The following is a 22616-nucleotide window of genomic DNA, read 5'->3' on the forward strand; positions in this document are numbered from 1 at the left end:
ATTTTGAATTTATAGAGATTATTACACAGGGTTCACGTTATCGTGAAAAACATGACTATAACACTATTGTTTTAATACTGATCTCTACCAGTTGTTCGCGAAGGGCGAGTTCTGTGATGGAAGATCAAAACAAAAAAGCCCCGGAAATGAACTGACCCCCGAAAGTTGGACACCCAACTTCGGGGGTTTTGCATGTCGAAATACAGCAGCACGTTCAAGCAGGAGATCGTCGCGTACTACGGCGACGGCGGGCACAGCTACCGAGAGGTAGGTCTTCGTTTCGGGCTCGACTATTCCATGGTCCGCCGGTGGGTCGCCAGTCACGCGGCACATGGCGTGGCTGGCTTATCTCGCAAGCACAGCCATTATGATGCACAGTTCAGGCTGTCGGTCCTTGAGCGGATGTGGAAGGATGGATTGTCCCGTCGGCAGGTGGCTGCGCTTTTTAATATTCGCAGCGCAGCTTGCGTGTCAGTCTGGGAGGATCGATATGAGCGCGGCGGCCTTGAGGCCTTGGCTCCGCGCCGAAAAGGGAGGCCGCGATCTATGCCGAAGCCACCTGTCGCCGCACCGCCGAGCCTGGTTGCCGACGGGGATGGATTGCCAAGTGATGAAGCCAGGACCCGCGAGGAATTGCTGGCAGAACTGGCCTATCTGCGCATGGAGAACGACTATCTAAAAAAACTGGAGGCCTTAACGCAGGCGCGTCAAACGCCGAACGGGCGCAAGCCGTCCAGGCGTTAAGGCCGCTCCATCCGCTTGAAGGGCTGCTTGCGCTTTCGGGTCTGGCGCGCAGCACGTTCTATTATCAGCTCAAGGTGCTGTCGTCAGGCGACCGGCATGAGGCCTTGAAATCGACGATCCGCTCCATCTTCGATGAGCACAAGGGCCGCTACGGCTATCGCCGGGTGACGGCGGCGATCCGTGGGCGTGGGGACGCAGTCAATCACAAGACCGTCCAGCGGCTGATGGTCGAGATGGGGCTGAAGTCTCTGGTTCGACCCAAGAAGTACCGTTCCTACAAGGGTGGGGCTGGCCGTGTGGCACCCGATCTACTGCAACGTCAGTTCTCGGCCAGACGGATGCATCAGAAGTGGGTCACAGATGTCACCGAGTTCAATGTCGCCGGGGAGAAGCTGTTCCTGTCACCCATCATGGACCTTCACAACGGCGAGATCATCGCCTTCGAGACAGCCAGACGACCCGTCTTCAAGCTGGTCAAGGACATGCTCGGCAGGGCATTGAGCCTGCTCGATGACGAGAACAGGCCAATCCTGCATTCCGATCAGGGTTGGCAGTATCAGACGCCAGAATGGCGCCGGATGCTCGAAAGCAGCAATATCGCAGCAAGCATGTCACGCAAGGGAAACTGCCTCGACAATGCCGCCATGGAAAGCTTCTTCGCGACGCTCAAGTCCGAGTTCTTCTATCCCAACCGCTTCGACAGCATTGACAGTCTGCGCGATGGCGTTGAGGACTACATTCACTACTACAACAACGATCGCATTCGCATGAAACTAAAAGGGCTGAGCCCTGTGCAATACAGGACCCAGCCCTTAAATAATCCCAGCCTATGAACCGTCCAACTTTATGGGGTCAGTCCAAAACCGGGGCCTTTTCGAGCATGTAAAGTTTGATCAGACGAACTGGCCGAGGCCCGGAATTGCACCGATAACGGCGTCAACCGGTTCGTCACCGGCCTTCTCCTTGGCAAAGCGGATGGTTTCCTTGGCAACGCCGGAAATTTCACCCATGCCCAGGCCTGCGCCCATGAGCTGAGAGCCAAGACCCATCACGCCGCCCATCAGGCCGGAGAGAAACCCGCCGCCCTTGACCTGGGCAATTGCTTCCTGAGCGCCAGGAAACGCAGCCAGAAGCTTCTGGACCTCTGCTTCCGGACCTTCCTTCTGCAGGAAGGCGAGGATCATGCCGACTGCCTTTTCTGCCGTTGCCGCATCGATGCCAACTTTGGAGGTGATGCGCGCGATCAGTTCTTCCATGGAGACTCTCCCAAAAATCTTACGTTTACGTAATATGCATTCTCGCCTTCGCTTTGCAAGCCGCCATGAGCGAAAATATGAGGGTCAATATTCATTAGTTGGTGAATATGACGATTTGATCGGTGGTCGCGATCCTCGCTACGCCGTTCGAATTTCCTGCAGTTCCAGCTCCTCGATCATGACCTGTCGCATGACGAATTTCTGGATCTTGCCGGTCACAGTCATCGGAAACTGATCCACGAAGCGTATGTGGGCGGGAACCTTGTAATGTGCGATCCGCTGTCGGCAGTATTCGGCCAGTTCTTCCTCGGTTAGATGGCCTTCCTTGTGCAGCTTCACCCATGCGCAGATGATTTCGCCAAACTTCCGGTCGGGAATGCCGAATATCTGGACATCGCTGATCGCGGGGTGGGTGAAGAGGAATTCCTCGATCTCGCGTGGATAGATGTTCTCGCCGCCGCGAATGATAAGATCCTTGATGCGCCCGACAATGTTGCAATAGCCTTCTTCGTCGATCGTCGCGAGGTCGCCGGTGTGCATCCAGCCCGCATCGTCGATAGCGCCTGCCGAGCTTTCCGCATCGTTCCAGTAACCGCGCATAACGCTGTAGCCGCGCGTGAGCAATTCGCCCTTTTCGCCGCGCGGAACCACCTTGCCATCCGCATCGATGATCTTCACCTCCAGATGCGGGTGAATACGTCCGACCGTTGAGACACGCCGCTCCATTGGATCGGTCGTCGAACTCTGGAAACTCACCGGGCTTGTCTCGGTCATGCCGTAGGCGATGGTGATTTCGCTCTGGTGCATCTCGCTCACGACACGTCGCATCACTTCGATGGGGCAGGGCGATCCGGCCATGATGCCGGTGCGCAGGCTGGTGAGATCAAAACGGCTGAACTCCGGATGATCCAGCATCGCAATGAACATTGTCGGCACGCCATGCAGGCCGGTGCATTGCTCTTCCTCGACAGTTTGAAGCGTCAGGAGAGGGTCGAAACTGTCGTTCGGGATCACCATGCAGGAGCCGTGGGTGAAGCAGGCAAGGTTGCCGAGCACCATGCCGAAGCAATGGTAGAACGGCACCGGAATGCAGAGCCGGTCCTGTTCGGAAAGCTGCATCGCCTCGCCAACGAAAAAGCCGTTATTGAGAATGTTGTGGTGGGAGAGCGTTGCGCCCTTCGGGCTTCCTGTCGTGCCGCTGGTGAACTGGATATTGATGGGATCGTCGAATTGCAGTTCGTCGGCAAGAAGCGCCAGTTCCTCGCGCGTGACGTCATCGCCGGATTGGGCGACATCGTCAAAATTTAGCATGCCCGCGGTCTGTTCCGCACCGAGCCGGATCACTGACCGCAGAGTGGGAAGCCGCTCGGACATCAAATGGCCGGGCCGGGCTTCGTCGAGCTCAGGCACGATGCCGCGCAGAATATCGATATAATTGCTGGTCTTCAGCGACGGTGCGAGTATAAGCGCCGCGCATTCGACTTTTGCCAGCACATATTCCAGCTCATGCGCGCGATAGGCCGGGTTGATGTTGACGAGGATCAGTCCCGCTTTTGCGCTGGCGAACTGGGTGAGAATCCATTCGAGATTGTTCGGCGACCATATGCCGAGACGCTCGCCGGGGCGTAGCCCGATGGCAAGAAAGCCTTCGGCAAGTTCGTCAGTCCGTTGTCTGAGTTCAAAATAAGTCAGCCGGACATTCTGGTGCCGGACGATGACGGCAGGTCGCTCGGGATATTTTTCAGCGATCTGGTCGAGATGCCGACCGATCGTATTGCCGATGAGAAGCTTGTCGCTCGCACCATGAACATAGCTGGCCCGCTGCTGCATTTCCGATCCTCCCAAACCGAAGACGATGCCCGAAGGCGATGCATCAAGTGGTGGGAGGATGCCATTCGCAGCGCTGTGTGAAAACCGCAGTTTTTACAATTCGGATTCAGCGCTTGGTGCAACGCACCAGAGTAGCGGCCCCGGCATTGGTATATTTGCTCTGCATCGTATAGAGCCACCCCTTGCATTCAGACATGCTGCCGAAGCACCGGACACGGTCGATCGCGACCAGCCCGTCGCCGCCTGTAATGAAGGGCGAGTCGTCAACGCCGCTGAACTGGCCGACGATGGTGCCGCTGCCTTTTCTCGGCACATTGCAGCGCTGGCCTGCATATTCGCTGACATCCTTGCGCACCTGTGCCTCAGCGGACATGGGCAGCACGACAAAGCCTGAAACCGCGAGCGATGCGGAAGTGAGGAAAACGGCAATGACCTGACGCAGCATCGGTCTCTCCTTAAAAAGAATAGCTGTTGAACAATACTATAAGATTATAAGCGAAATAGCGCACTTTCTCCAATGGAGAAGCATCGCACCTTAAAATCTGGATGCGATGCTTAATGTCGAGGATCAGAGCGTGCCGCCCGCCTTGCCTGTCACCTTGAGTGCGAAGGCATAGGTGTAGGCGACTTCTTCCAGCCGCGAGAAGCGACCCGACGCCCCGGCATGGCCCGCATCCATATTGATACGGAACAGCACCGGATGGTTGTTGGTCTTCAGTTCACGCAGTCTGGCGACCCATTTGGCGGGCTCCCAGTAAGTAACGCGCGGATCTGTTAGACCTGCCACGGCCAATATGGCCGGATAGGCCTGACGGCTGACATTGTCGTAGGGCGAATAGCCTGCGATGGTCCGGTATTCCGCTTCCGATGTGATCGGATTGCCCCATTCGGGCCATTCCGGCGGGGTCAGCGGCAGCGTGTCGTCCAGCATCGTGTTCAGCACATCGACGAACGGCACTTCGGCTATGATGCCGCCGAACGCGTCGGGCGCCATATTGGCAATCGCGCCCATCAGCATGCCGCCTGCCGAACCGCCATGGGCAACGATGCGGTCATGACTGGTGAAGCCTTCTGCAACAAGGTGTTTTGCGGCGGCAATGAAGTCGGTGAAGGTGTTCACCTTCTTGCCGCGCTTGCCGTTTTCGTACCAGGCGAAACCCTTGTCCTTGCCGCCGCGAATATGGGCAATGGCATAGACGAAGCCCCGATCCACCAGCGACAGCCGCGACGTGCTGAAGCTTGCGGGAATGGTGATGCCGTAGGAACCGTAACCATAGAGCAGGCAGGGTGCCGAGCCGTCGAGCTTCGTATTCTTGTGATAGAGCAGGGATACCGGCACCAGCTCGCCATCCGATGCCTTTGCGAAGACACGACGCGTAACATAGTCCTGGGCGTTGTGGCCGGAAGGAACTTCCTGCGTTTTCAAGAGCTTCCGCTCCCGCGTCCGCATATTGTAGTCGAAGAGCTGTTCCGGCGTCGTCATGGATGAATAGGAAAAGCGGATCACATCCGTATCATATTCGGCGCTGCCATGAAGGCCGAGTGAATGGGCTTCCTCATCGAAGGCGATGGCGTGTTGCTCGCCGGTTTCACGGTCACGGATCACGATGCGGGGCAGGCCATTGTCGCGCTCCATCCAGACAAGATGATGCTTGTAGGCGGAGTGCGACAGGATCAGCCGTCCCGGCTTTTCCGCCACGACCTCTACCCAGTTTTCAGGCTGAGGCGCTGCAGCCGGTGCCTGGCAGATCTTGAAATCCTTGGCTCCGTCCGCATTGGTCAGGATGTAGAACACGTCACCGCCCGGCGCGATGTCATATTCCGTGCCGGTCTTGCGTTCCATGATGAGCTGCGGCTTTGCCGCCGGGTCATTGGCGGGCAGGAGCCAGCATTCCGACGTCTCATGGTCGTGAATGTCGATGAAGATATAATCGTCCAGCGCCGATCCGCCGACGCCGAGAAAGAAGCCTGGGTCTTTCTCTTCATAGATCAGCCGGTCGCTCGACTGATCCGTGCCGACCCTGTGATAGAAAACCTTGGACGGTCGATGATTTTCGTCGAGCCGCGTATAGAAGAAGCCCTTGCTCTCGGCATCCCACGCGCCACCGCCATTCGTATCGGTGACGATGTCTTCGAGATCCTTCATCGAAGAAAGATCACGGACTTTTAGCTTGTAGAATTCTGAACCCTTGTCGTCATATCCCCAGATCAAAAGCTTGTGATCCGGCGCATGATCAGCCGAGGCAAGGCGGAAATAGGCCTTGTCCTTGCCTTCGACATCGCCGTCGAGGAGGATCGTCTCGGTTCCGCCGTCACGCGGGGTTCGAATGAAATAGGGCTGTTCGCCGCCGGTCCGGTAGGAAACGCCATAGGCGAAAGGGCCATCCTTGGACGGAACGGACGAGTCGTCTTCCTTGATGCGTGCACGCATTTCAGCAAATAGCGTTTTCTGCAGCGCTTCCGTGTCGTTCATCAGGGCTGCCTGATAGGCATTCTCTGCTTCCAGATGCGAACGAATTTCGGGGGCCAGAACCGACGGATCCTTGAATACTTCCTGCCAGTTATCTGCGCGCAACCAAGCATAATCGTCGGTGCGTGTGATCCCGTGGCGGGTGTCATTTACCGGATGTTTGGCTGCATGCGGCGGTTGAAGTTGGGAGGAGCTTTGAGACATCCACAATTCCAATGAAAACTGTTTCGATTTGCTGCAAGGCCGGTAAGCCCTGCCTTCAGGCGGGTGATACTGGTGTTTATATAGTTGGCCGAAAAGGCGAAAGCGAGTTGATTCCGTTGAAATATATTTGAGCAATGCCTTTTTGAGGCCCGATTCTGCGGCCAAAAGCTACGTAGCGGAAACGCGTTAGTCTTGAGCTTCGTACAAGAAAACTTGAGGGAGAAAACTATTGCTAAGACTGGCTGAGCAAATTAAAGGAAGCACGGTCGTGAACTGTGGCTTCATCCGTATCCCTCAATAAATGACAGGGTCGGCAACGCGAACACATCGCACTTCAAAGTTTCCCTGTCTTCGTAAGGTTGAGTCCGGTTTTTTCTATTTGCCGATTCAAGAATAAAGATGTGTTGTTAATGTAATGTGGTTTGACAATTCTATTGCAAATGACATTATCAACTGATATTCGCAGTCGCGAACGGATGGGGCAGAGTTTTGGAATACGTAACGACGATGGCAGGCGGGGATCTCCAGTCGTCGATTACGCAACAATAAGAAGTCAAAAGGAAATCTAATGGAAAATCTGGACACGCACGACGAGAGCACAGAACTGCTTCTGAGCCTTACTGCAGATGTTGTAGCTGCATATGTCGGCAATAATTCGATTCGCGCTGGCGAACTGCCGCTGCTGATCGCCGAAGTACATGCTGCTTTCAAGCGCCACGTCGAACGCGAAGAAGCGCCTGTCGTCGTTGAGAAGCCGAAGCCTGCCGTCAATCCGAAGAAGTCGGTTCATGACGACTACATCATCTGCCTCGAAGACGGCAAGAAGTTCAAGTCGCTCAAGCGTCACCTGATGACCCATTACAACATGACGCCTGAACAGTACCGCGAAAAGTGGGATCTCGACCCGAACTATCCGATGGTCGCTCCCAACTACGCTGCTGCTCGTTCGCGTCTGGCGAAGAAGATGGGCCTGGGCCGCAAGCCTAAGGACGCTTAATCGCTTCGACTTTCGAGCGGGCTGCGCTTTGCCGCATCTGTTCTTGTGAATGTTATGAAAATGGCCGGTATTGTTGAGCTCACGCTTTTCAATACCGGCCATTTTGTTGTTGGTCTTCTGAGAGTTTTCGGAAGCTCATGCAATATTCATCCGATCCGGTCGAATGCCTGCTTCAGCGCAATATGCCGGTTCAGATCATAACTCCAATGCCCGCACACGCCTTTCTGCCGCTCTCTTTCCATAAGGCGCGTCAGGCGCCGCTTGGTTCGTTCCTTCTCCTCTTGCGGTGCTTTCAGAACTTCATCCAGATCGATGCCCGCAATGATCTGCAAGGCAATACGCTGCATGGCCGTCAGTTGATTCTGCTTCTGTCGGGCAAAAAATAGTGCGCGGGCCTGTTTAAGATCTGCTTCCATGGCGAAAATCCCTCATTTCTCGATATCAACGAGCATGAGCGACGGTGGAAGACGTTGGATAATATTCCTAGATTTTGCCGGATTTTTCTGTAAAATGGCCATGGATCACATTTGATCGACGCAGGTTAATGCTGCGATGGCAAGGCTTTAGCCTATGTTAGAACTGCCGAAACTAATCAAAGACGGCAATTCATTCTACGAAACTTATCCACACTTGCATTTTCCTCCGTATAAGAAGATATTCCTATTCTGGCGAGGAAAGATGAATGTCTTTGGAACTATCGGATGTCATTCATACACGGGCGGAAGCTTTCGAAGCGTTGAAGTTGCTTGCGGCGCGGCATGGGCGAAGCCTTAGTCTCGAAAGAGTGGAGGGCGTCGCCGACCGTTCGCGGCAGCAGCAGAATATGGTGCTGTGCGATGCCCTTATCGACCTGCTCGTGGCAATGTTCGGTGTTTCCGGCACTGAACTGCGGTCTCCGTTGCGGTGCAGACGGGAGGTCGCGCGCGTGCGGCAGATCGGCATGTATGTCGCGCATACGGCTTTCGGCATGGCGATGCGTGAAGTGGCCGCTGGATTTGCGCGGGACCGGACAACAGTGATGCACGCCTGCCATCTGGTGGAAGACATGCGTGACGATACCGAATTCGATGCAATCGTCTCGACCTTCGAACGGATTGCGCAAAGTGCTTTCACGGACTGGAGGATGGCGGCATGACCAAGCAGTTGTCAGTATCCGAAGCGAGGATCATGTGCTTTCTGAAAAACGGCGTCTGCGAGGTTCAGGATTCGGTTCGCGCTACGCATGTGTTGCTCGCGACGGATCAGGGGACCATTGCCGCTTCCCGTTCCGAACTGGACGTCATGCAGAAGAAGGGGTTGCTGCGCTGGGACGAAGAGCGTCTTGTTGCATCGCCGCATTGCGCAAAGCGGTTGAAGGAAGACAACAAGCCGTTGCCCCGTCCGGCGGAAAATGCGCAGACCATCGAATATCTGCAAGGTGAAAAGGTCGAGATCAACCCGGAGGAATCACCGCTTGCCATGCTCTACAGGCGCAGGAATGCGAACGGCTCTACCTTCATCTCGGAAAGTGAGTTTCTTGCCGGTGAGAGGCTGCGTGCCGATTTCACACGCGGATCGCTGATGCCGTCTGTGACAATGCGCTGGGATACCGGTGTCGGAGGCGGGCGCAGCGGGCCGGGCGGCATGGCCGAACTGACCGATATTGCGCTTGCCAGCCGCATTCGTGTCGAGCGGGCGCTGGAAGCGGTCGGGCCGGAACTGAACGGCGTTCTGGTCGATGTCTGCTGCTTCCTGAAAGGTCTTGAAACCGTGGAGCGCGAGCGGCAATGGCCCGTGCGTTCGGCCAAGATGCTGCTCAAGGTCGGTCTGGCCGCTCTGCACAGGCACTATAATCCTCAACTTGAAAAGGAACGGGGCAGAGGTGTCGTCCTGCATTGGGGAGCCGATGGCTATCGACCGCAGATGCGACCACAGAATATGTGAAGCCTCTCCTTCATTGACAGCTATCGGAGGCAGGTCTATCGCCTCTGTCTCAAAGGGACTCTGTACCCGTTGGGGAAGTGGGGAGAAATCATATGAATTCGGTACGGGATCGGCTGGAAAATATCCTGTCGCGCCTGGAAGCGCGGGCCGGGAGCGAGCGCGTTTTCAGCAAGGTCTATGCACAACAGGCGCGCGCCGAGGCGGATGCCGCCGATGCGCGTCTTCATGACGGGCGGGCGCTCGGACCGCTCGACGGGCGTATTGTTTCGATCAAGGACCTTTTCGACGTTGCCGGAGAACCGACGCTTGCCGGTTCAGTTGTTCGCCGCACCGCTACCCCTGCGGCACAGGACGCCACGATTGTCCGGCGTCTGCGCGATGCGGGGGCGGTCATCGTTGGCAAGACCCACATGACGGAATTTGCTTTCACGCCGGTCGGTCTCAATCCGCATTATGGCGAGCCCGGCAATGCGGTCGATCCCACGCGCATTCCGGGCGGATCGTCGTCAGGTGCCGCCGTCTCGGCAGCGGAAGGTACAAGCGAAATCGCCATCGGCTCGGATACTGGCGGATCGGTGCGTATCCCGGCGGCGCTCAATGGTATCGTCGGTTTCAAGCCGACGGCACGGCGCGTACCGCTCGACGGTGCGTTTCCGCTGGCACCGTCGCTCGATTCCGTCGGTCCGCTGACCAAAACGGTGGCCGATGCGATCATGACCGATGCGATCATGGCAGGTGAAGCGCCGGTCCTGCCCGATGCCCTGCCGCTCCAGGGTCTGCGTGTCGCCCTGCCGAAAGGCTATCTTCTGGCCGATATGGAGCCGGATGTTGCAAGGCACTTCGAGGCGTCGGTCGCGCTTCTCGAAAAGACTGGGGCGATCATTGCCGACCTGGAGGTCGACGACCTGATCCAGCGTCTGCGCGAGGCAACGCGTGTCGGTTCCATCGCCGGGATAGAGGCGAGCCATGTTCATGCATCGACCTGGCTCGGCGATCCCGATGCCAATGTCGATATCCGCGTGAAGCGTCCGCTGTCCGTCCGCATCAAGGTTCCGATGGAAACCTATCGTGGAATCATGGAAACGCGCACCGCACTTGTTCGGGAGATGGACGGGCGTTTGAGCGGGTTCGACATGTTTGTAACGCCGACTACGCCGATTGTTGCGCCGACGATTGCGTCGGTCAGCAATGATGAAGCTGAATATGACCGTGTGGAAGGGTTGCTCCTGCGTGATACGCAGGTTGGAAACCAGTTCGACCTGTGTAGCATCAGCGTGCCTATGCCGGGCATGACGCTGCCGACCGGCTTCATGCTCAGCGCACGTGGCGGCACCGACAACAGGCTGCTCGCCGCAGCCTTGTCGGTCGAGAAACTCTTAGGCTGATTCTTTCGCGAGCTCCGCTTCACGGCGAATGCGTGCCACCATGGCGCGCAGGCCGTTGGAGCGCTGCGGCGTCAGATGTTCATCAAGGCCGAGCTTTTTCAGAATGGCTTCCGGGTCCACGGCAAGAATTTCCGAAGCCTTGTGGCCCGAATAAAGCGCCAGCACGATGGCCACCAGACCGCGCACGATATGCGCATCGGAATCGCCCAGAAACTCGATGACCGGATCATTGCCACCTTGCGGAAGCGTCTTCAGCCATACCTGGCTGACACAGCCCTTGACCTTGTGCGCTGCGTCGCGTGCATCGTCTGGATAAGGCGGCAGTTCCTTGCCGAGATCGATAACATAGCGATAGCGGTCTTCCCAATCGTCGAGAAATTCGAAATCGGACATGATGCTATCGATGGTCGTGGTCATGATACTCGCCTGAAAGAAGATTATTGCCGCTTATATAGTCATGAAACGCCACAAGGTCACGGAAAACTCGAGCGCATCCCGAAAAGTGTGAAACGGTTTTTGGATAGGACGCGCCACAAACAAACGCGCTCTAGCGCGCAATTGAGCCAGTCGAGCGGCGATCCAGCGCGCGCAAGGCTTCTTCACGCGATGTCGGGACGGGAATGCCGGTTGCGGTCTGTGCAGGTTCTGCTACTGGCGGCTCAGCTTTTACAGGTGGTTGCGGCTTGGTGCCGAACCGGTCGCTCAGATATTCGAGCGCTGCGCGGCTACCTTCCAGGAGGCCGCTTCCGGCGCTGGAAACAAGCGATGTTCCGTTCTGGCAGAAAGACGGATTGTCGATGCACAGCTTGCCCAGTTCCACGGCGGTTTTGCCATTGGCAAGAAGCTGGTCGATTGAATCCGGTTCCCGCTTGGTCTCGGCAACGGCTGGTTTCTCCTGCGGCTTGTTTTGCTCATCCGCAGCGAAGAAGCGCGGCATTACGATGAATGCCAACGACAACCAGAATGCGGATTTGAGGAGAAAACGGATCATTGCCTTCTTGCTGTTACGAGCGCTCGGTTTGCTCCAATGTCGGATGAATTCGAAAAGATTCCGTAACTGATCGGCTTATTAGAGCGCATCCCGAAAAGTGTGAAACGGTTTTCGGACAAGATGCGCGTCATGGTAAAGCATTTGAACGTCAAAATTGTGCCATGGCGGCGGTTTCATCCACCTGATTGCTACCCTCTGTTTACCATAGGCAAAAAAGCAGACCCGGCGCGTCACTTATCCGCTTCGGGCGGTCCCGTTTTATCGTTTCTTTAAAGCCTCGGCTGCAATCTGTTGCTGGCTGGAAGAGTGTCGTCACGGCGAACGGTTTTCCGGTTTCGATCATGCAAGAGTATTGAGTGAGTACGGCACGTTGAACGCCATTCTTTTGAAAACAGCCGAAATCGCCCGCACCAGCGTGCAGGCGATCAGCCGTTTTTACGAACGTTTCTGCCGCCGCTGGGTAGCCAATCCTGATGCGGCCTCCATACGTATCATCGGTTCGGTCGTCACCGTGCCGGTCCTGCTTTGCGCCGCCTTGCTCGCTTCCGGCGTAACGCCGGGCTTGACGGAATTTGCGATTCTCAGCGTCAGCTTTGCAGGCGTTGCCATGATCCTTTGCGCATTGTCGCTGATGGGCGTCGCTGCGCCTGTTCTGGCTGGCCTGAACTTCGCTGCCTACGGCGCGGGTCTTGCTGCCATTGGCGCCTTTTCGCACGGCAATGCGGTTCTGTGGCTGATGGCAGCCGGTCTGCCGCTTGAGGCCTGGTTTGCAACCCGCAAGCCGGTTGCCGCAGCAGCAGGTGCTGCAGTTGCAGCCGTGATTCTCGGTTACTTTGCGACGGCAAGCGGTGGTGCCATTTCCGGCGGCAGCTATGTGTCCGTCGCCGTTCTCGTACTTTACGCGGCAAGCCTCGTTGCGCGTGGTTTTGCCAGCGCCGCCAAGCCCGCGCAGATCAGGGTCAGTGCGCCGCAAGTGGCAGTTGCTGCCGGCGACGTGCAGTTCGGTCTTGATTCGGATGGCGTGGTGTCTTCGGTCGATACGAACTCTGCAAAGCTACTGGGCGTACAGCCGAAAATGCTGGAAGGCACAGCTCTTATCGACCGCATTCATGTAGCTGACCGTGTGCAGTATCTTTCGCTTCTGGCCGATCTTCGTACGGGCACTGCTTCGCGCAAGATCGACGTGCGCCTGCGTTCCATCGAAGATGGCGATACGCACTTCCGCATCTATCGTCTTGAGGGGGCTGCAAGCGCTCACGCCATCACGCTGATCGGCCGCTCACTCGAAGGCGAGCAGAAACTTCTGGACGAGATTGCAACGCTGAAAGCGGAGCTGGAATCGGAACGCATCGGCAAGGGCCGTCTGCTCGCAGCAGTCAGCCATGAGCTGCGCACGCCGCTCAATTCGATCATCGGCTTCTCCGACATGCTGTCGCACGAAATGGGCGGCAAGCTGGCCAATGAGAAGCAGCGCGAATATGCGGGACTCATTCATCAATCCGGCCACTATCTGCTGGAACTTGTGAATGCGGTTCTCGATAATTCGCGCCTGGAAACCGGCAATTACAGCATTGATCCGCAGAACTTCGCTTTCCGCGAGGCGGCTGAATTGTGCACTGCTGTCATGCTGCCGCAGGCTGAGAAAAAAGGCGTGGCCTTCTGCCATCGCGTCGGCACCGGCATTGGCGAACTGGTCGCCGACCGCCGCGCCGTCCAGCAGATCCTGCTCAACCTGGCCGGAAATGCGGTGAAATTCACACAAGGCGGCGGCTGCGTCACCATCGATGCGACCCGCGTGATGGCGAACGGTCGCCCGATGCTGGAAATCAGCGTGTCGGACACGGGCATCGGCATCGAGCCGGAAGATATGCAGCGCATCGGCACGCCGTTCGTGCGCGCCGACAACAACTATACGCGCGCGCAAGAGGGAAGCGGCCTTGGACTTTCAGTGGTCAAGGGGCTGGTGGAACTGCATCAGGGGAGCATGCAACTCAAGAGTTGTCCTGGCGAAGGCACGATCGTCACGATCCGCCTTCCGGTGGCAGGTCCGCAATTTGTCACGGGAGAAGACGAGTATCAGGAACTTGGCACGGTGATCGATATTCACCGTCACCAGGGGGAAAGGCGTAATGACTGGCAGAACGACGAAATCCGGGAGCAGAAAAATGCGCAAACCCGCAAAACGGCGTAGTCTCGGATCGCGGCTCCTCCGCTCCTTCTTTACATCGGCTTCGGTGCTGGCGCTTGCTGCCGGAGATTTCATCGTGCGCAACCCCGTCCTGACCGGCGGGGCAACAGCGTTTCTGGTGGTGATGAGTTTCGTTTCGGCCAATGCGCTCTGGTATCAGCCGGAGGCGCACAATGCCGTGTTCTTCCGTACCCGGCCGGATTTCGTATTCAAGCCGACGCCGCGCGCAGTCCTGCCGGGGACTGCGGCAGCAACCGACAGCGTGCCGAAACCGTCCGAGACTGCTTCTGCCGAACCCGCAAACAATGAGGCGACCCAGACGCTGGAGGCGGCGAGCCTGTCCGCGGACCGGCTGAACATGAGTGCGTCGGTCGATGACATGCTGCCAGCGCTTGCGCCCAATGCCGATCTGGAAATAGCGCGCCTGCAGCAGCGGCTTTCGACGCTCGGAATTTACAAGGGGCCTGTGGATGGTTTCACCGGGCCGCAGACCCGCGAAGCGGTGGAACGCTGGCGCGCCTTGCAGCAAAAGCTCGGCGTGCAGGAGGCAAACATCCCCGCACAATTGCAGGCCGAAGCACAGACCAGTACCCCGGCTCAGGATGACGTTGCGAAAGTGATTGAGGTCGCGGTTCCAACGCCAAGGCCGCAGCCCGCTGTTTTGAAGACGGAAACGGGTTCCAAGCCGAAGCCTGATCTGGCCTCTTATGAAAAACCGGCGTCGAAAAAGCAGATAGCGGCAACGCCTGCCGTGCATTCGACGAAAGTGACATCGCAGGACATCATCCGCGTGCAGGCCGGGCTGAAGGCATTCGGCAATGACACCGTGCCGGTGAATGGACAGTCGGGCAAGACGACACAGGAAGCGGTGCGTGAATTCCAGAAACTGTTCAGCATACCGGTGACTGGCGAAATCGACGCGACACTTATCGCGAAGATGCGCGAGATCGGCCTGATAAGCTGATGGGCTCCCGATGCGCCTGACATCCGATTTCTGGGTTTCGGCCTTGATCCGCAAGGTACAGGGCGCGGGCGGCTTTGCCTATCTCGCCCGCCGCGGTTCGCCGGAGGCGGGCGCCATCTTCATCAAGGTAAGCTCGCGCTTCGGCACCTGCGATCTGTATTCGCCTGCACCGCAGACCTCCTATGAAGAGGATAATGATGGGGAGCGCATGTTTCTGGGCATTCTTCACGACGCCGATGAGATAGCGGCAAGCGACCGCATGGCGCGCGAAACCCGCTTCGACCCCGATCTCTGGCTGGTCGAGCTTGAGGATATAGCCGATGCGTCGGAACTGTTCTCGATTTCACAGGATGGAGAGGCGTTCTAAAACGCTGGTCAGTGCAGCCTATTTCACGGACCGCTGTAGCGACGGCTGATCGGAATTGGCAGCATCTACAAGCGGGGTGTCGTCCTCGGATTCGGCCATTTCGCGGAGTTTGCCGCGCAGCATGGCCGACATGTCCTCAGCCTTCCAGCGCCGCACAAGCGCCATCGCTTTTTCGCGGTCGATGGAGCGATAGATATGGACAAACTCACGCAGGCTGTCGCGATTGGCGTCGATCGGTCCCAGAATGGCTGTCATGACGAGATAGCATTCCGCAGCCGACATTCCGAGCGCCTTCAGCGCAATCGGCAAATGTGAATCTGGCCATTGGCCGATGATCGCGTCAGACCGTTCGAAGGACAGGTCCAGAGAGTCGGCAAGTGCATTGCGGAAAAACTGGCTGTCGATCAGAAGCGCAGTATCAATGAGATGTTGCGAGCCGGTTATCGCGCCTGCTTCGAAAAAAGGTTGCTGGAGCGCACGAGCCAGACGCTCGGAACTGCCTTCCTTCATCAGCGGCGTTCGGGCTGCGGAAAGATCAGGCACATCCGGTCTTTCGAGCGGTTCGGCCTCGATATTGGCGAGGTTTTCCTGAAGCGCCAGCGTGCGATCGATGACCGGATCGGCGAAACTGCTCAGAACGCCCTGCAGAAGAATGTCACCGGACTGGCGCCGCGCAATGGCGCGTGCATGGGCAAGACCGCTCTTGCCGATGATCTCGATCAGGTCGGAAGGGCGCAGAAGGGGAGAGCGCAGTAAAATAGGCGCGGAGATTTCGACGGGTTCGCTGGCGAGCGCCAGAATGAGGCGGCGCGGTGCGTCCTCCAACTGTGCCAGCGCGTTGGCTGCGTGTCGCTTCCCACGGGTGGAAGCGCATTGCAGAAGCGGCATGGCCAGATCTTCGAGCTGCTGCATATCCTGCCGTCCGGGGCGCGTGATACCCGCGAACGCCGAAATCGCGGCCGCCAGAAGGTCGTCCGCCTTGCTGCTCCCCGCTTTTGAATTCGACGGGCTCCGGTGGCCTGAAATATCCTCCAGGGCGCGGAACTGATCATTTGTCACGCAGAATACTCCGGTAGGCACACAACTCACCCGCCCCAAATTGCAGATCACGCATCCGGCAGCAGCCGGTGGCTACGGAAATGCACCCCGCATGGGTCGGTATTCCGGATAGTAGCGTTGAAGCCTTAGCAACTCATTAACCGTGCCATAAAGACACAGCATTTGGTTAGGGTAATGCCTGAATCAAAAAGTCGTCAGGCCGCATCGAAAATGGTGGGTTTCGAGAACCAGAGCGCAATGTACTTAAGGGTACATGAGCACCGGAAGCGCAGAAAGCTGCCATTTGCAGCAAGGCATGGCGGCTTTTGGGGCAGGCAGTCAGAGCCCTTCGAAGGGCGCGCATTGTGCGTCGTTGAAGAAGCGCCGCACCTCCGTGTTCCAGGTCACATCAGGCACGAAGACGCGCAGCACGGCGGCACCTTCGCCAATATTCTGCTCGATCAGGATTGAACGGGCGTCAGCCTGCATTCCATCCGAGCGCAGGCTTGCCATGCCGATGGGGTCGGCAACGATCAGGTCGAGCTTGCGTTCATTGGAAACATTATCGTTCAGGCTATAGAGATTATCCCCGTTGGGCGCATAGATCGAGAGCGACCAATAGGGCACATTCGCCTCGGTCGTGATGTGCACCGGACCGTCGGCGAGATCGAAGCGGCAGGTGGCTTCCTGCACCAGCGGGTCGCTGTCGCTGACCGGACCGGTCTTGTCGTCCAGCCGGTGGAAGACGTATGGCTCGCTTCCGGCTTCGATCCGCGACCATGCGTTCTTGTCGGAATAGAAGGGGACCAGAAAGAGAACCGCGATATGGACAATCGCAGCACCCACGAGGCCGAGGAGAACGAGGTGAAAAATTCTAGCCACGGCACGCCCCCCGATCTGCTCCCGCTATACGGACGAGACCTGGCATCACCAGGTCGGAGAGCCCGGAGGACGATGCAGCAGGCGTGTCATAGAGCGTCATAACGAGAACGAAATCGCCGCTCCCTTCGACAGGAAGCCAGTTGCCGGGCGCTGCATCGGGACCAATTGTGATCGTGACGCTGCCATCATCGTCATAGAGCATTTCGCGGGAATGTAATGCCTCCTGCAATCCATCGCGTGGCTTGATCGGTTCGAGATCGGGTGTTGCAGGGTAGACCGTCCAGAAGCGAGCGGGCGGGGTCATGCCGCTCAGGCGATAGGTGCAGCCGCGCTGAAGCGTGCGTCCGCTATTGTCGCTGCGCGCATAAAACGGCAACCCTTCAGCCGTTCCAAGCGCCAGATAGGCTTTGCGGGCTGCGCGGGCCTTGGAATAGGGGTCGGCATCGGGCGTGCCCGCTGCCGGATAGGCACCCCAGACCCCGACACGGAGTTCACCGAAACCCTCAAAACGGTCGAGAACCTTGTCGACGCTCCAGATGCCGCCGCCCAGCGCCAGCACAAGCACAATTGCCGTGTTGAATATCGTCTTGAACATCGCCCCTCAGAGTACCGATATTTTTGTGCGCTCGGCGATCTTAGGCATAGGCGGTGCCTCAAGGAAGCGGTCATGCAGTTCCTTGATAACTTTTGTCGACATGGGCGAGAGTACGCGCGGCGGTGCGGCCATGGTTTCTTCCGGCTTGGCATTTGCCACTTGCGGCTCGCTCTTCTTGGGCGGGGCCGGGAATGGCGGCGTCACGCCCGGTATAGGCTTCAGTTCGATGTTCTGATGCGCATAGGCCATCATACGCTGCCAGGCCATGGCAGGCAGAACACCGCCCGTCATTTCCTTCATCGGGGTGAAGTTGTCGTTACCGAACCAGACCGCTGCCGTGAAATTGCCGGTGAAACCGACGAACCATGCATCGCGATAATTCTGCGTCGTGCCGGTCTTGCCGCCCACCCGCGTCATCGGCAATGCCGCCCGGCGTCCGGTGCCGCGTTCGGGCACCTGCACCAGCATGGAATTCATTTCGAGTGCAGCCTTTTCCGACAGCGCCCTGTGCGGCTTCGGTGCATTGCGGCCGAAATCCCACAATACCTTGCCTTCCGACGAAACGAGCTGCGTAAAGCCGTGCCGGTTTCCGGCCATACCGGCATTCGGAAACACATTGAAGCCGGTGGCCTGATCCATCACAGTCATTTCCGACGTGCCGAGCACCATGGTCTTGTGCGACGAGATCGGTGATTCCACGCCCATCGCCTTGGTCAGGGCAACAATGGGGGCGGTCGTCAGATAATCGCGCGCCAGCCGCACCGGCACACTATTCAACGAGCGGACAAGTGCCGTCGTCAGATCCACACGGCCCGCAAAACTGCGGCCATAGTTGCGCGGCGACCAGTTGCCCCAGCTGATCGGGGCATCCGAAACGATGGTGGTGGGCGTCAGGCCCTTTTCCATTGCCGCCGCATAGACATAGGGCTTGAAGGATGAACCAGCCTGCCGCAGCGCCTTGGTGGCGCGATTGAACTGGCTTTCGCCATAGTCCCGCCCACCAACCAGTGCGCGAACGGACCCGTCATTGGCGATAATGACGGTTGCCGCTTCCGCAACATTATAGTCCTTGCCGAACTGGCGCAGATGATATTCGAGCGATTCCTCCGCTGCCTTCTGAAGGTTGCGATCGAGTGTCGTGCGCACGATCAATGTGTGCTGCGGAATGTGGGTGGCGACTTTCTTCACTTCTTCGAAAGCCCAGTCGAGGAAGTAGTCGGGACTTTCGTTCTTGGCACGGTCGATGATGCTGGCTGGATGACGACGCGCAACGGCCACTTGTCCGTCGCTCAGAAAACCGCTTTCAACCATGTTGGACAGCACGACATTGGCGCGCGCACGCGCTGCGGGCAGATTGACATGTGGCGCGAACTTGGCAGGTGCCTTGAACAGGCCGGCCAGCATCGCGGCTTCAGCCAGTGAAACATCCTTCACGCTCTTGCCGAAATAGAATTCTGAAGCGGCTGCGATACCGAAGGTTCCGCCGCCCATATAGGCACGGTCGAGGTAAAGCTGCAGGATTTCCTTCTTGCTGAGATTGCTTTCCAGCCAAAGCGCGAGGAAGGCTTCCTTGATCTTGCGCTCGATGGTGCGCTCATTGGAAAGAAAAAGGTTCTTGGCAAGCTGCTGGGTGATGGTCGAGCCGCCCTGAACGACGCCATTGGCGCGCATGTTCTGGCTGAGGGCGCGGGTCAGGCCCCAGAAGTCGATGCCGTAATGGTCGAAAAAGCGCCGGTCCTCGGTGCCGAGTACAGCCTTGATGACATGATCCGGCAATTCATCGATTGGCACTGCCTGACGATGCAGAATACCACGCTGGCCGATTTCATTGCCGTAGCGATCAAGGAAGGTGACGGCATAGTCGTCCTGCGCGCGCCAGTCCTTCTCGGTTTCCTCGAATGCGGGCATGGCCAGAACCAGCATCAGGACCGCACCGCCGACGCCAAGCGTAAAACCTTCGTCGAGAATTTCGACCACGAAACGCCGGAAACCGCGCACCCGAAACCGCCGCGAGAAAATGGTGATGTTTTCCCACCACTCACCGAGATTGTAGCGCAGGCTATAGAGGGTGGAGTCGATCCACGCGTCGAGTCCGATCAGGCGCGAAACCCTGAATGGTTTGCGCTTCTCGCTTCTGGGATCTTTTTCTGCCGTCTTACGCATAACACTGACTTCGGCACGTTTGGTTTCGTAGAAAGGCGGAACTTACCCAATCATCATAGCAGATAAATAAGACACAGCTCATGTGAAATGGTTAAACCGCTAGCGGCTTTTTGACGGCAGGAAAATAGTCTCTTATAGGAAAATAATCCTTGATTGCGTAACGGCGATTTGTTAGGTTTTAGATACAGTCGGAAAACTGTGACTGTCGCTAGTTCTGCTAGACACCTCTGGCCGCTACCGATGCGCCAAATTTGGAAGGCCGCAGCTGCCTTCAGTATGTGAAAATTGCGGATAAACACTTAAAATTGTGAAATGCTGGTGTGCAGGCGCGCGCGTATTTCTCTGGTTGATCAGCTGTAGGCTGTAATCGGCATGGACAACGCGCACATATCGACGCTGTCTGTTTCGGTCAGCCAATATCTCTAGCGTCCCAGTCTCAACAAACTCGCCTCTGTCATCAGTTGCCACGTGCTAACGGCCTGCCTACCTGGCTGAGCCAACGTCTAACTTGATTAAAGCGATCCCTTCCGATGCACCATTTCTCATCGGTGTAAGGATGATGTGATTGGTTGTTAACTGATTAAGAAAGGATATCGTTATGGCAAACCTGGATGCGTTGCTCATATCTGATGTGATGTGGGTATACTTGGCCAAGGTTGCAGGAGCGATGGCCGGTTCTGCCGTGTCGCTTGCCTATATGCTGCGGCATGGAAAGCGTGATGCGGCAATCCGTTTTGGTGTCGGCGTTATTTGCGGCGTCGTTTTCGGCGGGGCTACAGCCATCAAGATTTCGGATACTCTCGCTCTAGAAGGACTGCTTGGCGCTACCGAGCTGCTGCTCATAGGATCATTCGCTGCAGGTTTTTCTGCGTGGTCGGCCCTTGGTATCTGCAAGCGTTATTTGGATGGGTTAAAAAAGGCTAGCACACTTGAAATTCCGCCTGACGAGCGCCGTAACGATGAAAAGGCCGAAGTTCGGCGAGTAAGGGAGGTTTGACCTTTCTGTTTAGAAGAATCTATGGATTATCCCGTGAATCAGTCAGGGGCATAACGTACAGACGGGTAGTATAACGCAGTATTATGATTTATTTTTAGACAGTTGTAGGAACTTCGACATTGAGAAGAGACGGGGGAGGCGGCGTCGAAACTCTGGGCGTCTAGACGTGTGTAATTTTATCACTCATTATCGCCTTTAGGTGGATCGTTGCCAGTTTGGAGGTAAAGTTCAGTCCATGACGACGGCAATTGACCTGAATGATAGGTAGCTTTCGGTCTTCGTTTGATGCGATAACCTGTTTACACCCGTGGGCGTTTCGTTGTGACAATCTAATGATTGATCAGGTGAATCAACGAATGTAATGCTGCAACTGGCGACCGCAATTGCCGGAATTGTTACGATAATCGGGCCTATCGGGGCAACTTCACGCATTTCATAATTTTACAAAGCGTGATAGTCAGAGGCTGAATTTTCCTTTGGGCCCGGAAGACGAATGGTTGTTCATGCATCGTTCAGCTCTCGGGCGCTATATAAGGCAGCATGATGAAACAAAATTCTGCACTCAAAGTTTTCGCGCTTCTCGCGGTTAGTATTGGCTTGCTGCCGGTCGATGCCGGTGCTCTGCCGATGACTGCGCCGCAGAAGTCCAATCTCATCGTTGCTACCGCCGGAGATTGTGCGGCAGTCGGCGAACAGGTGGCCGCCCAGCAGGGTGGCCAGCTTGCCAAGGCAACCGCCACGACTCAGAACGGCCGCCCCATGTGCGTGGTCGTCGTGCTTGTGCCGGGCCGCGATGGCGAGCGTCCGCGCCGCGTTGAAGTGGCTGTTCCCGCTCAATAACAACGGCTTTTGCCGCCGTTCTGTGTAAATTGAGGGAGAATGTCCGCTTGCGTATCCTGATCGTTGAAGACGACAAGGACCTGAACCGGCAGCTTTCCGAAGCAATGGTCGCTGCCGGTTACGTGGTTGATCGCGCCTATGATGGCGAAGAAGGGCATTATCTCGGCGATACCGAGCCTTATGATGCCGTGGTGCTCGACATCGGCCTGCCGCGCATGGATGGCATCAGTGTCGTGGAGCGCTGGCGGCGCAGCGGGCGCACCATGCCCGTTCTCATGCTTACCGCCCGTGACCGTTGGAGCGACAAGGTCGCCGGTATTGACGCCGGTGCCGACGACTATGTGGCCAAGCCTTTCCATATCGAGGAAGTGCTGGCGCGGCTGCGCGCGCTGATCCGCCGTGCCGCAGGGCATGCTTCGTCGGAACTTGTCTGTGGGCCGCTCTATCTCGATACGAAAACGTCGAAAGCGAGTGTCGACGGCGTCGCGCTCAAGCTCACCTCACATGAATATCGGCTTCTGTCCTATCTGATGCATCATATGGACGAGGTGGTCTCGCGTACCGAACTGGTCGAGCATCTTTATGATCAGGATTTCGACCGCGATTCCAACACGATTGAAGTGTTTGTCGGTCGTCTGCGCAAGAAGATGGGTGTCGACCTGATCGAGACGGTGCGCGGCATGGGCTATCGCATCCGCTCGGAAGGGGAGGTCGAGGGCGAGACGAAAGGCAACGACAACTGAAGAAGCTTCTTCGCGTCTTTCCCCCTCTTCGTTCGCTCG

The 22616-nt window shown here is 57.0% G+C and carries 22 protein-coding genes; 11 read left to right on the top strand and 11 right to left on the bottom strand.

Going from position 1 to position 22616, the window contains the following annotated elements:
* Window positions 1-192: 192 nt before the first annotated feature.
* A protein-coding gene (locus tag CQZ93_RS03160) for an IS3 family transposase (protein ID WP_422616076.1) occupies window positions 193-1577 on the top strand; the annotation gives its coding sequence in 2 pieces (ribosomal slippage) (window positions 193-685 and window positions 685-1577; 1386 coding nt in all).
* Window positions 1578-1637: 60 nt separating this feature from the next.
* Here CQZ93_RS03160 and CQZ93_RS03165 read toward each other — a convergent pair.
* The 4 genes from CQZ93_RS03165 to CQZ93_RS03180 form a co-directional block, all read right to left on the bottom strand.
* The gene (locus tag CQZ93_RS03165; protein WP_105541296.1) at window positions 1638-2000 is read right to left on the bottom strand and encodes a DUF2267 domain-containing protein; all 363 of its coding nucleotides are present in this window, start codon (window positions 1998-2000) and stop codon (window positions 1638-1640) included.
* Between the two features lie 138 nt (window positions 2001-2138).
* Window positions 2139-3830 (bottom strand): AMP-binding protein, encoded by a 1692-nt coding sequence (locus CQZ93_RS03170; RefSeq protein ID WP_105541297.1) that lies wholly within the window; start codon window positions 3828-3830, stop codon window positions 2139-2141.
* A gap of 106 nt (window positions 3831-3936) precedes the next feature.
* Complete coding sequence (locus CQZ93_RS03175; RefSeq protein ID WP_105541298.1) at window positions 3937-4275, bottom strand: hypothetical protein; 339 nt, start codon at window positions 4273-4275, stop codon at window positions 3937-3939.
* A gap of 123 nt (window positions 4276-4398) precedes the next feature.
* Window positions 4399-6504: a S9 family peptidase gene (locus tag CQZ93_RS03180; protein ID WP_105541299.1), complete on the bottom strand. Its 2106-nt coding sequence runs from the start codon at window positions 6502-6504 to the stop codon at window positions 4399-4401.
* Window positions 6505-7072: 568 nt separating this feature from the next.
* On the opposite strand from CQZ93_RS03180, the gene CQZ93_RS03185 reads away from it, so the two are divergent.
* A complete protein-coding gene (locus tag CQZ93_RS03185) occupies window positions 7073-7501 on the top strand; it encodes a Ros/MucR family transcriptional regulator (protein ID WP_105541300.1) in 429 nt (142 codons plus the stop codon).
* Between the two features lie 146 nt (window positions 7502-7647).
* On the opposite strand, the gene CQZ93_RS03190 is transcribed toward CQZ93_RS03185, so the two are convergent.
* Window positions 7648-7917: a cytoplasmic protein gene (locus CQZ93_RS03190; protein ID WP_105541301.1), complete on the bottom strand. Its 270-nt coding sequence runs from the start codon at window positions 7915-7917 to the stop codon at window positions 7648-7650.
* A gap of 272 nt (window positions 7918-8189) precedes the next feature.
* Here CQZ93_RS03190 and CQZ93_RS03195 point away from each other — a divergent pair, with 272 nt between their 5' ends.
* The 3 genes from CQZ93_RS03195 (at window position 8190) to CQZ93_RS03205 (ending at window position 10809) form a co-directional block, all read left to right on the top strand.
* Window positions 8190-8636, top strand: a complete 447-nt coding sequence (locus CQZ93_RS03195; protein ID WP_105543155.1) for a helix-turn-helix domain-containing protein — start codon at window positions 8190-8192, stop codon at window positions 8634-8636.
* A complete protein-coding gene (locus CQZ93_RS03200) occupies window positions 8633-9424 on the top strand; it encodes a DUF6456 domain-containing protein (protein ID WP_105541302.1) in 792 nt (263 codons plus the stop codon). The genes CQZ93_RS03195 and CQZ93_RS03200 overlap by 4 nt, the downstream gene beginning before the upstream one ends.
* A 92-nt stretch (window positions 9425-9516) precedes the next feature.
* Window positions 9517-10809: an amidase gene (locus CQZ93_RS03205; RefSeq protein ID WP_105541303.1), complete on the top strand. Its 1293-nt coding sequence runs from the start codon at window positions 9517-9519 to the stop codon at window positions 10807-10809.
* On the opposite strand, the gene CQZ93_RS03210 is transcribed toward CQZ93_RS03205, so the two are convergent.
* Window positions 10801-11226, bottom strand: a complete 426-nt coding sequence (locus CQZ93_RS03210) for a SufE family protein (protein WP_105541304.1) — start codon at window positions 11224-11226, stop codon at window positions 10801-10803. The genes CQZ93_RS03205 and CQZ93_RS03210 overlap by 9 nt on opposite strands.
* A gap of 130 nt (window positions 11227-11356) precedes the next feature.
* Window positions 11357-11800, bottom strand: coding sequence for a hypothetical protein (locus tag CQZ93_RS03215; RefSeq protein WP_105541305.1), 444 nt, complete (start codon window positions 11798-11800; stop codon window positions 11357-11359).
* Between the two features lie 370 nt (window positions 11801-12170).
* Here CQZ93_RS03215 and CQZ93_RS03220 point away from each other — a divergent pair, with 370 nt between their 5' ends.
* Genes CQZ93_RS03220 through CQZ93_RS03230 form a run of 3 tightly spaced genes read left to right on the top strand, consistent with a single transcriptional unit; the run spans window position 12171 to window position 15319 of the window.
* A complete protein-coding gene (locus CQZ93_RS03220; protein WP_105541306.1) occupies window positions 12171-13991 on the top strand; it encodes a sensor histidine kinase in 1821 nt (606 codons plus the stop codon).
* Window positions 13966-14952: a peptidoglycan-binding domain-containing protein gene (locus tag CQZ93_RS03225; protein ID WP_105541307.1), complete on the top strand. Its 987-nt coding sequence runs from the start codon at window positions 13966-13968 to the stop codon at window positions 14950-14952. The genes CQZ93_RS03220 and CQZ93_RS03225 overlap by 26 nt, the downstream gene beginning before the upstream one ends.
* Window positions 14953-14962: 10 nt before the next feature.
* Window positions 14963-15319 carry a DUF1491 family protein gene (locus tag CQZ93_RS03230; protein WP_105541308.1) on the top strand — a complete coding sequence of 119 codons (357 nt, stop codon included), beginning with the start codon at window positions 14963-14965 and terminating at the stop codon, window positions 15317-15319.
* Window positions 15320-15337: 18 nt separating this feature from the next.
* Here the strand turns inward: CQZ93_RS03230 and CQZ93_RS03235 are convergent, their stop codons facing one another.
* The 4 genes from CQZ93_RS03235 to CQZ93_RS03250 form a co-directional block, all read right to left on the bottom strand.
* Window positions 15338-16378: a DUF2336 domain-containing protein gene (locus CQZ93_RS03235; RefSeq protein WP_105541309.1), complete on the bottom strand. Its 1041-nt coding sequence runs from the start codon at window positions 16376-16378 to the stop codon at window positions 15338-15340.
* Window positions 16379-16696: 318 nt separating this feature from the next.
* Window positions 16697-17239: a DUF1254 domain-containing protein gene (locus tag CQZ93_RS03240; RefSeq protein WP_105541310.1), complete on the bottom strand. Its 543-nt coding sequence runs from the start codon at window positions 17237-17239 to the stop codon at window positions 16697-16699.
* A complete protein-coding gene (locus CQZ93_RS03245; protein WP_105541311.1) occupies window positions 17232-17834 on the bottom strand; it encodes a DUF1214 domain-containing protein in 603 nt (200 codons plus the stop codon). Before CQZ93_RS03245 ends, CQZ93_RS03240 begins: the two co-directional genes overlap by 8 nt.
* A gap of 6 nt (window positions 17835-17840) precedes the next feature.
* Window positions 17841-19997 (bottom strand): penicillin-binding protein 1A, encoded by a 2157-nt coding sequence (locus tag CQZ93_RS03250; RefSeq protein ID WP_105541312.1) that lies wholly within the window; start codon window positions 19995-19997, stop codon window positions 17841-17843.
* Window positions 19998-20595: 598 nt separating this feature from the next.
* Here CQZ93_RS03250 and CQZ93_RS03255 point away from each other — a divergent pair.
* From CQZ93_RS03255 to CQZ93_RS03265, 3 genes are all read left to right on the top strand, one after another.
* On the top strand, window positions 20596-20994 hold the full coding sequence (locus CQZ93_RS03255; RefSeq protein WP_105541313.1) for a DUF6107 family protein: 399 nt from the start codon (window positions 20596-20598) through the stop codon (window positions 20992-20994).
* A 543-nt stretch (window positions 20995-21537) separates the two neighbouring features.
* Window positions 21538-21834, top strand: a complete 297-nt coding sequence (locus tag CQZ93_RS03260; protein WP_105541314.1) for a hypothetical protein — start codon at window positions 21538-21540, stop codon at window positions 21832-21834.
* Window positions 21835-21881: 47 nt separating this feature from the next.
* Complete coding sequence (locus CQZ93_RS03265; protein ID WP_105541315.1) at window positions 21882-22577, top strand: response regulator transcription factor; 696 nt, start codon at window positions 21882-21884, stop codon at window positions 22575-22577.
* The last annotated feature ends 39 nt before the right edge of the window (window positions 22578-22616 follow it).

Source organism: Ochrobactrum vermis, from assembly GCF_002975205.1.
GTDB lineage: Bacteria > Pseudomonadota > Alphaproteobacteria > Rhizobiales > Rhizobiaceae > Brucella > Brucella vermis.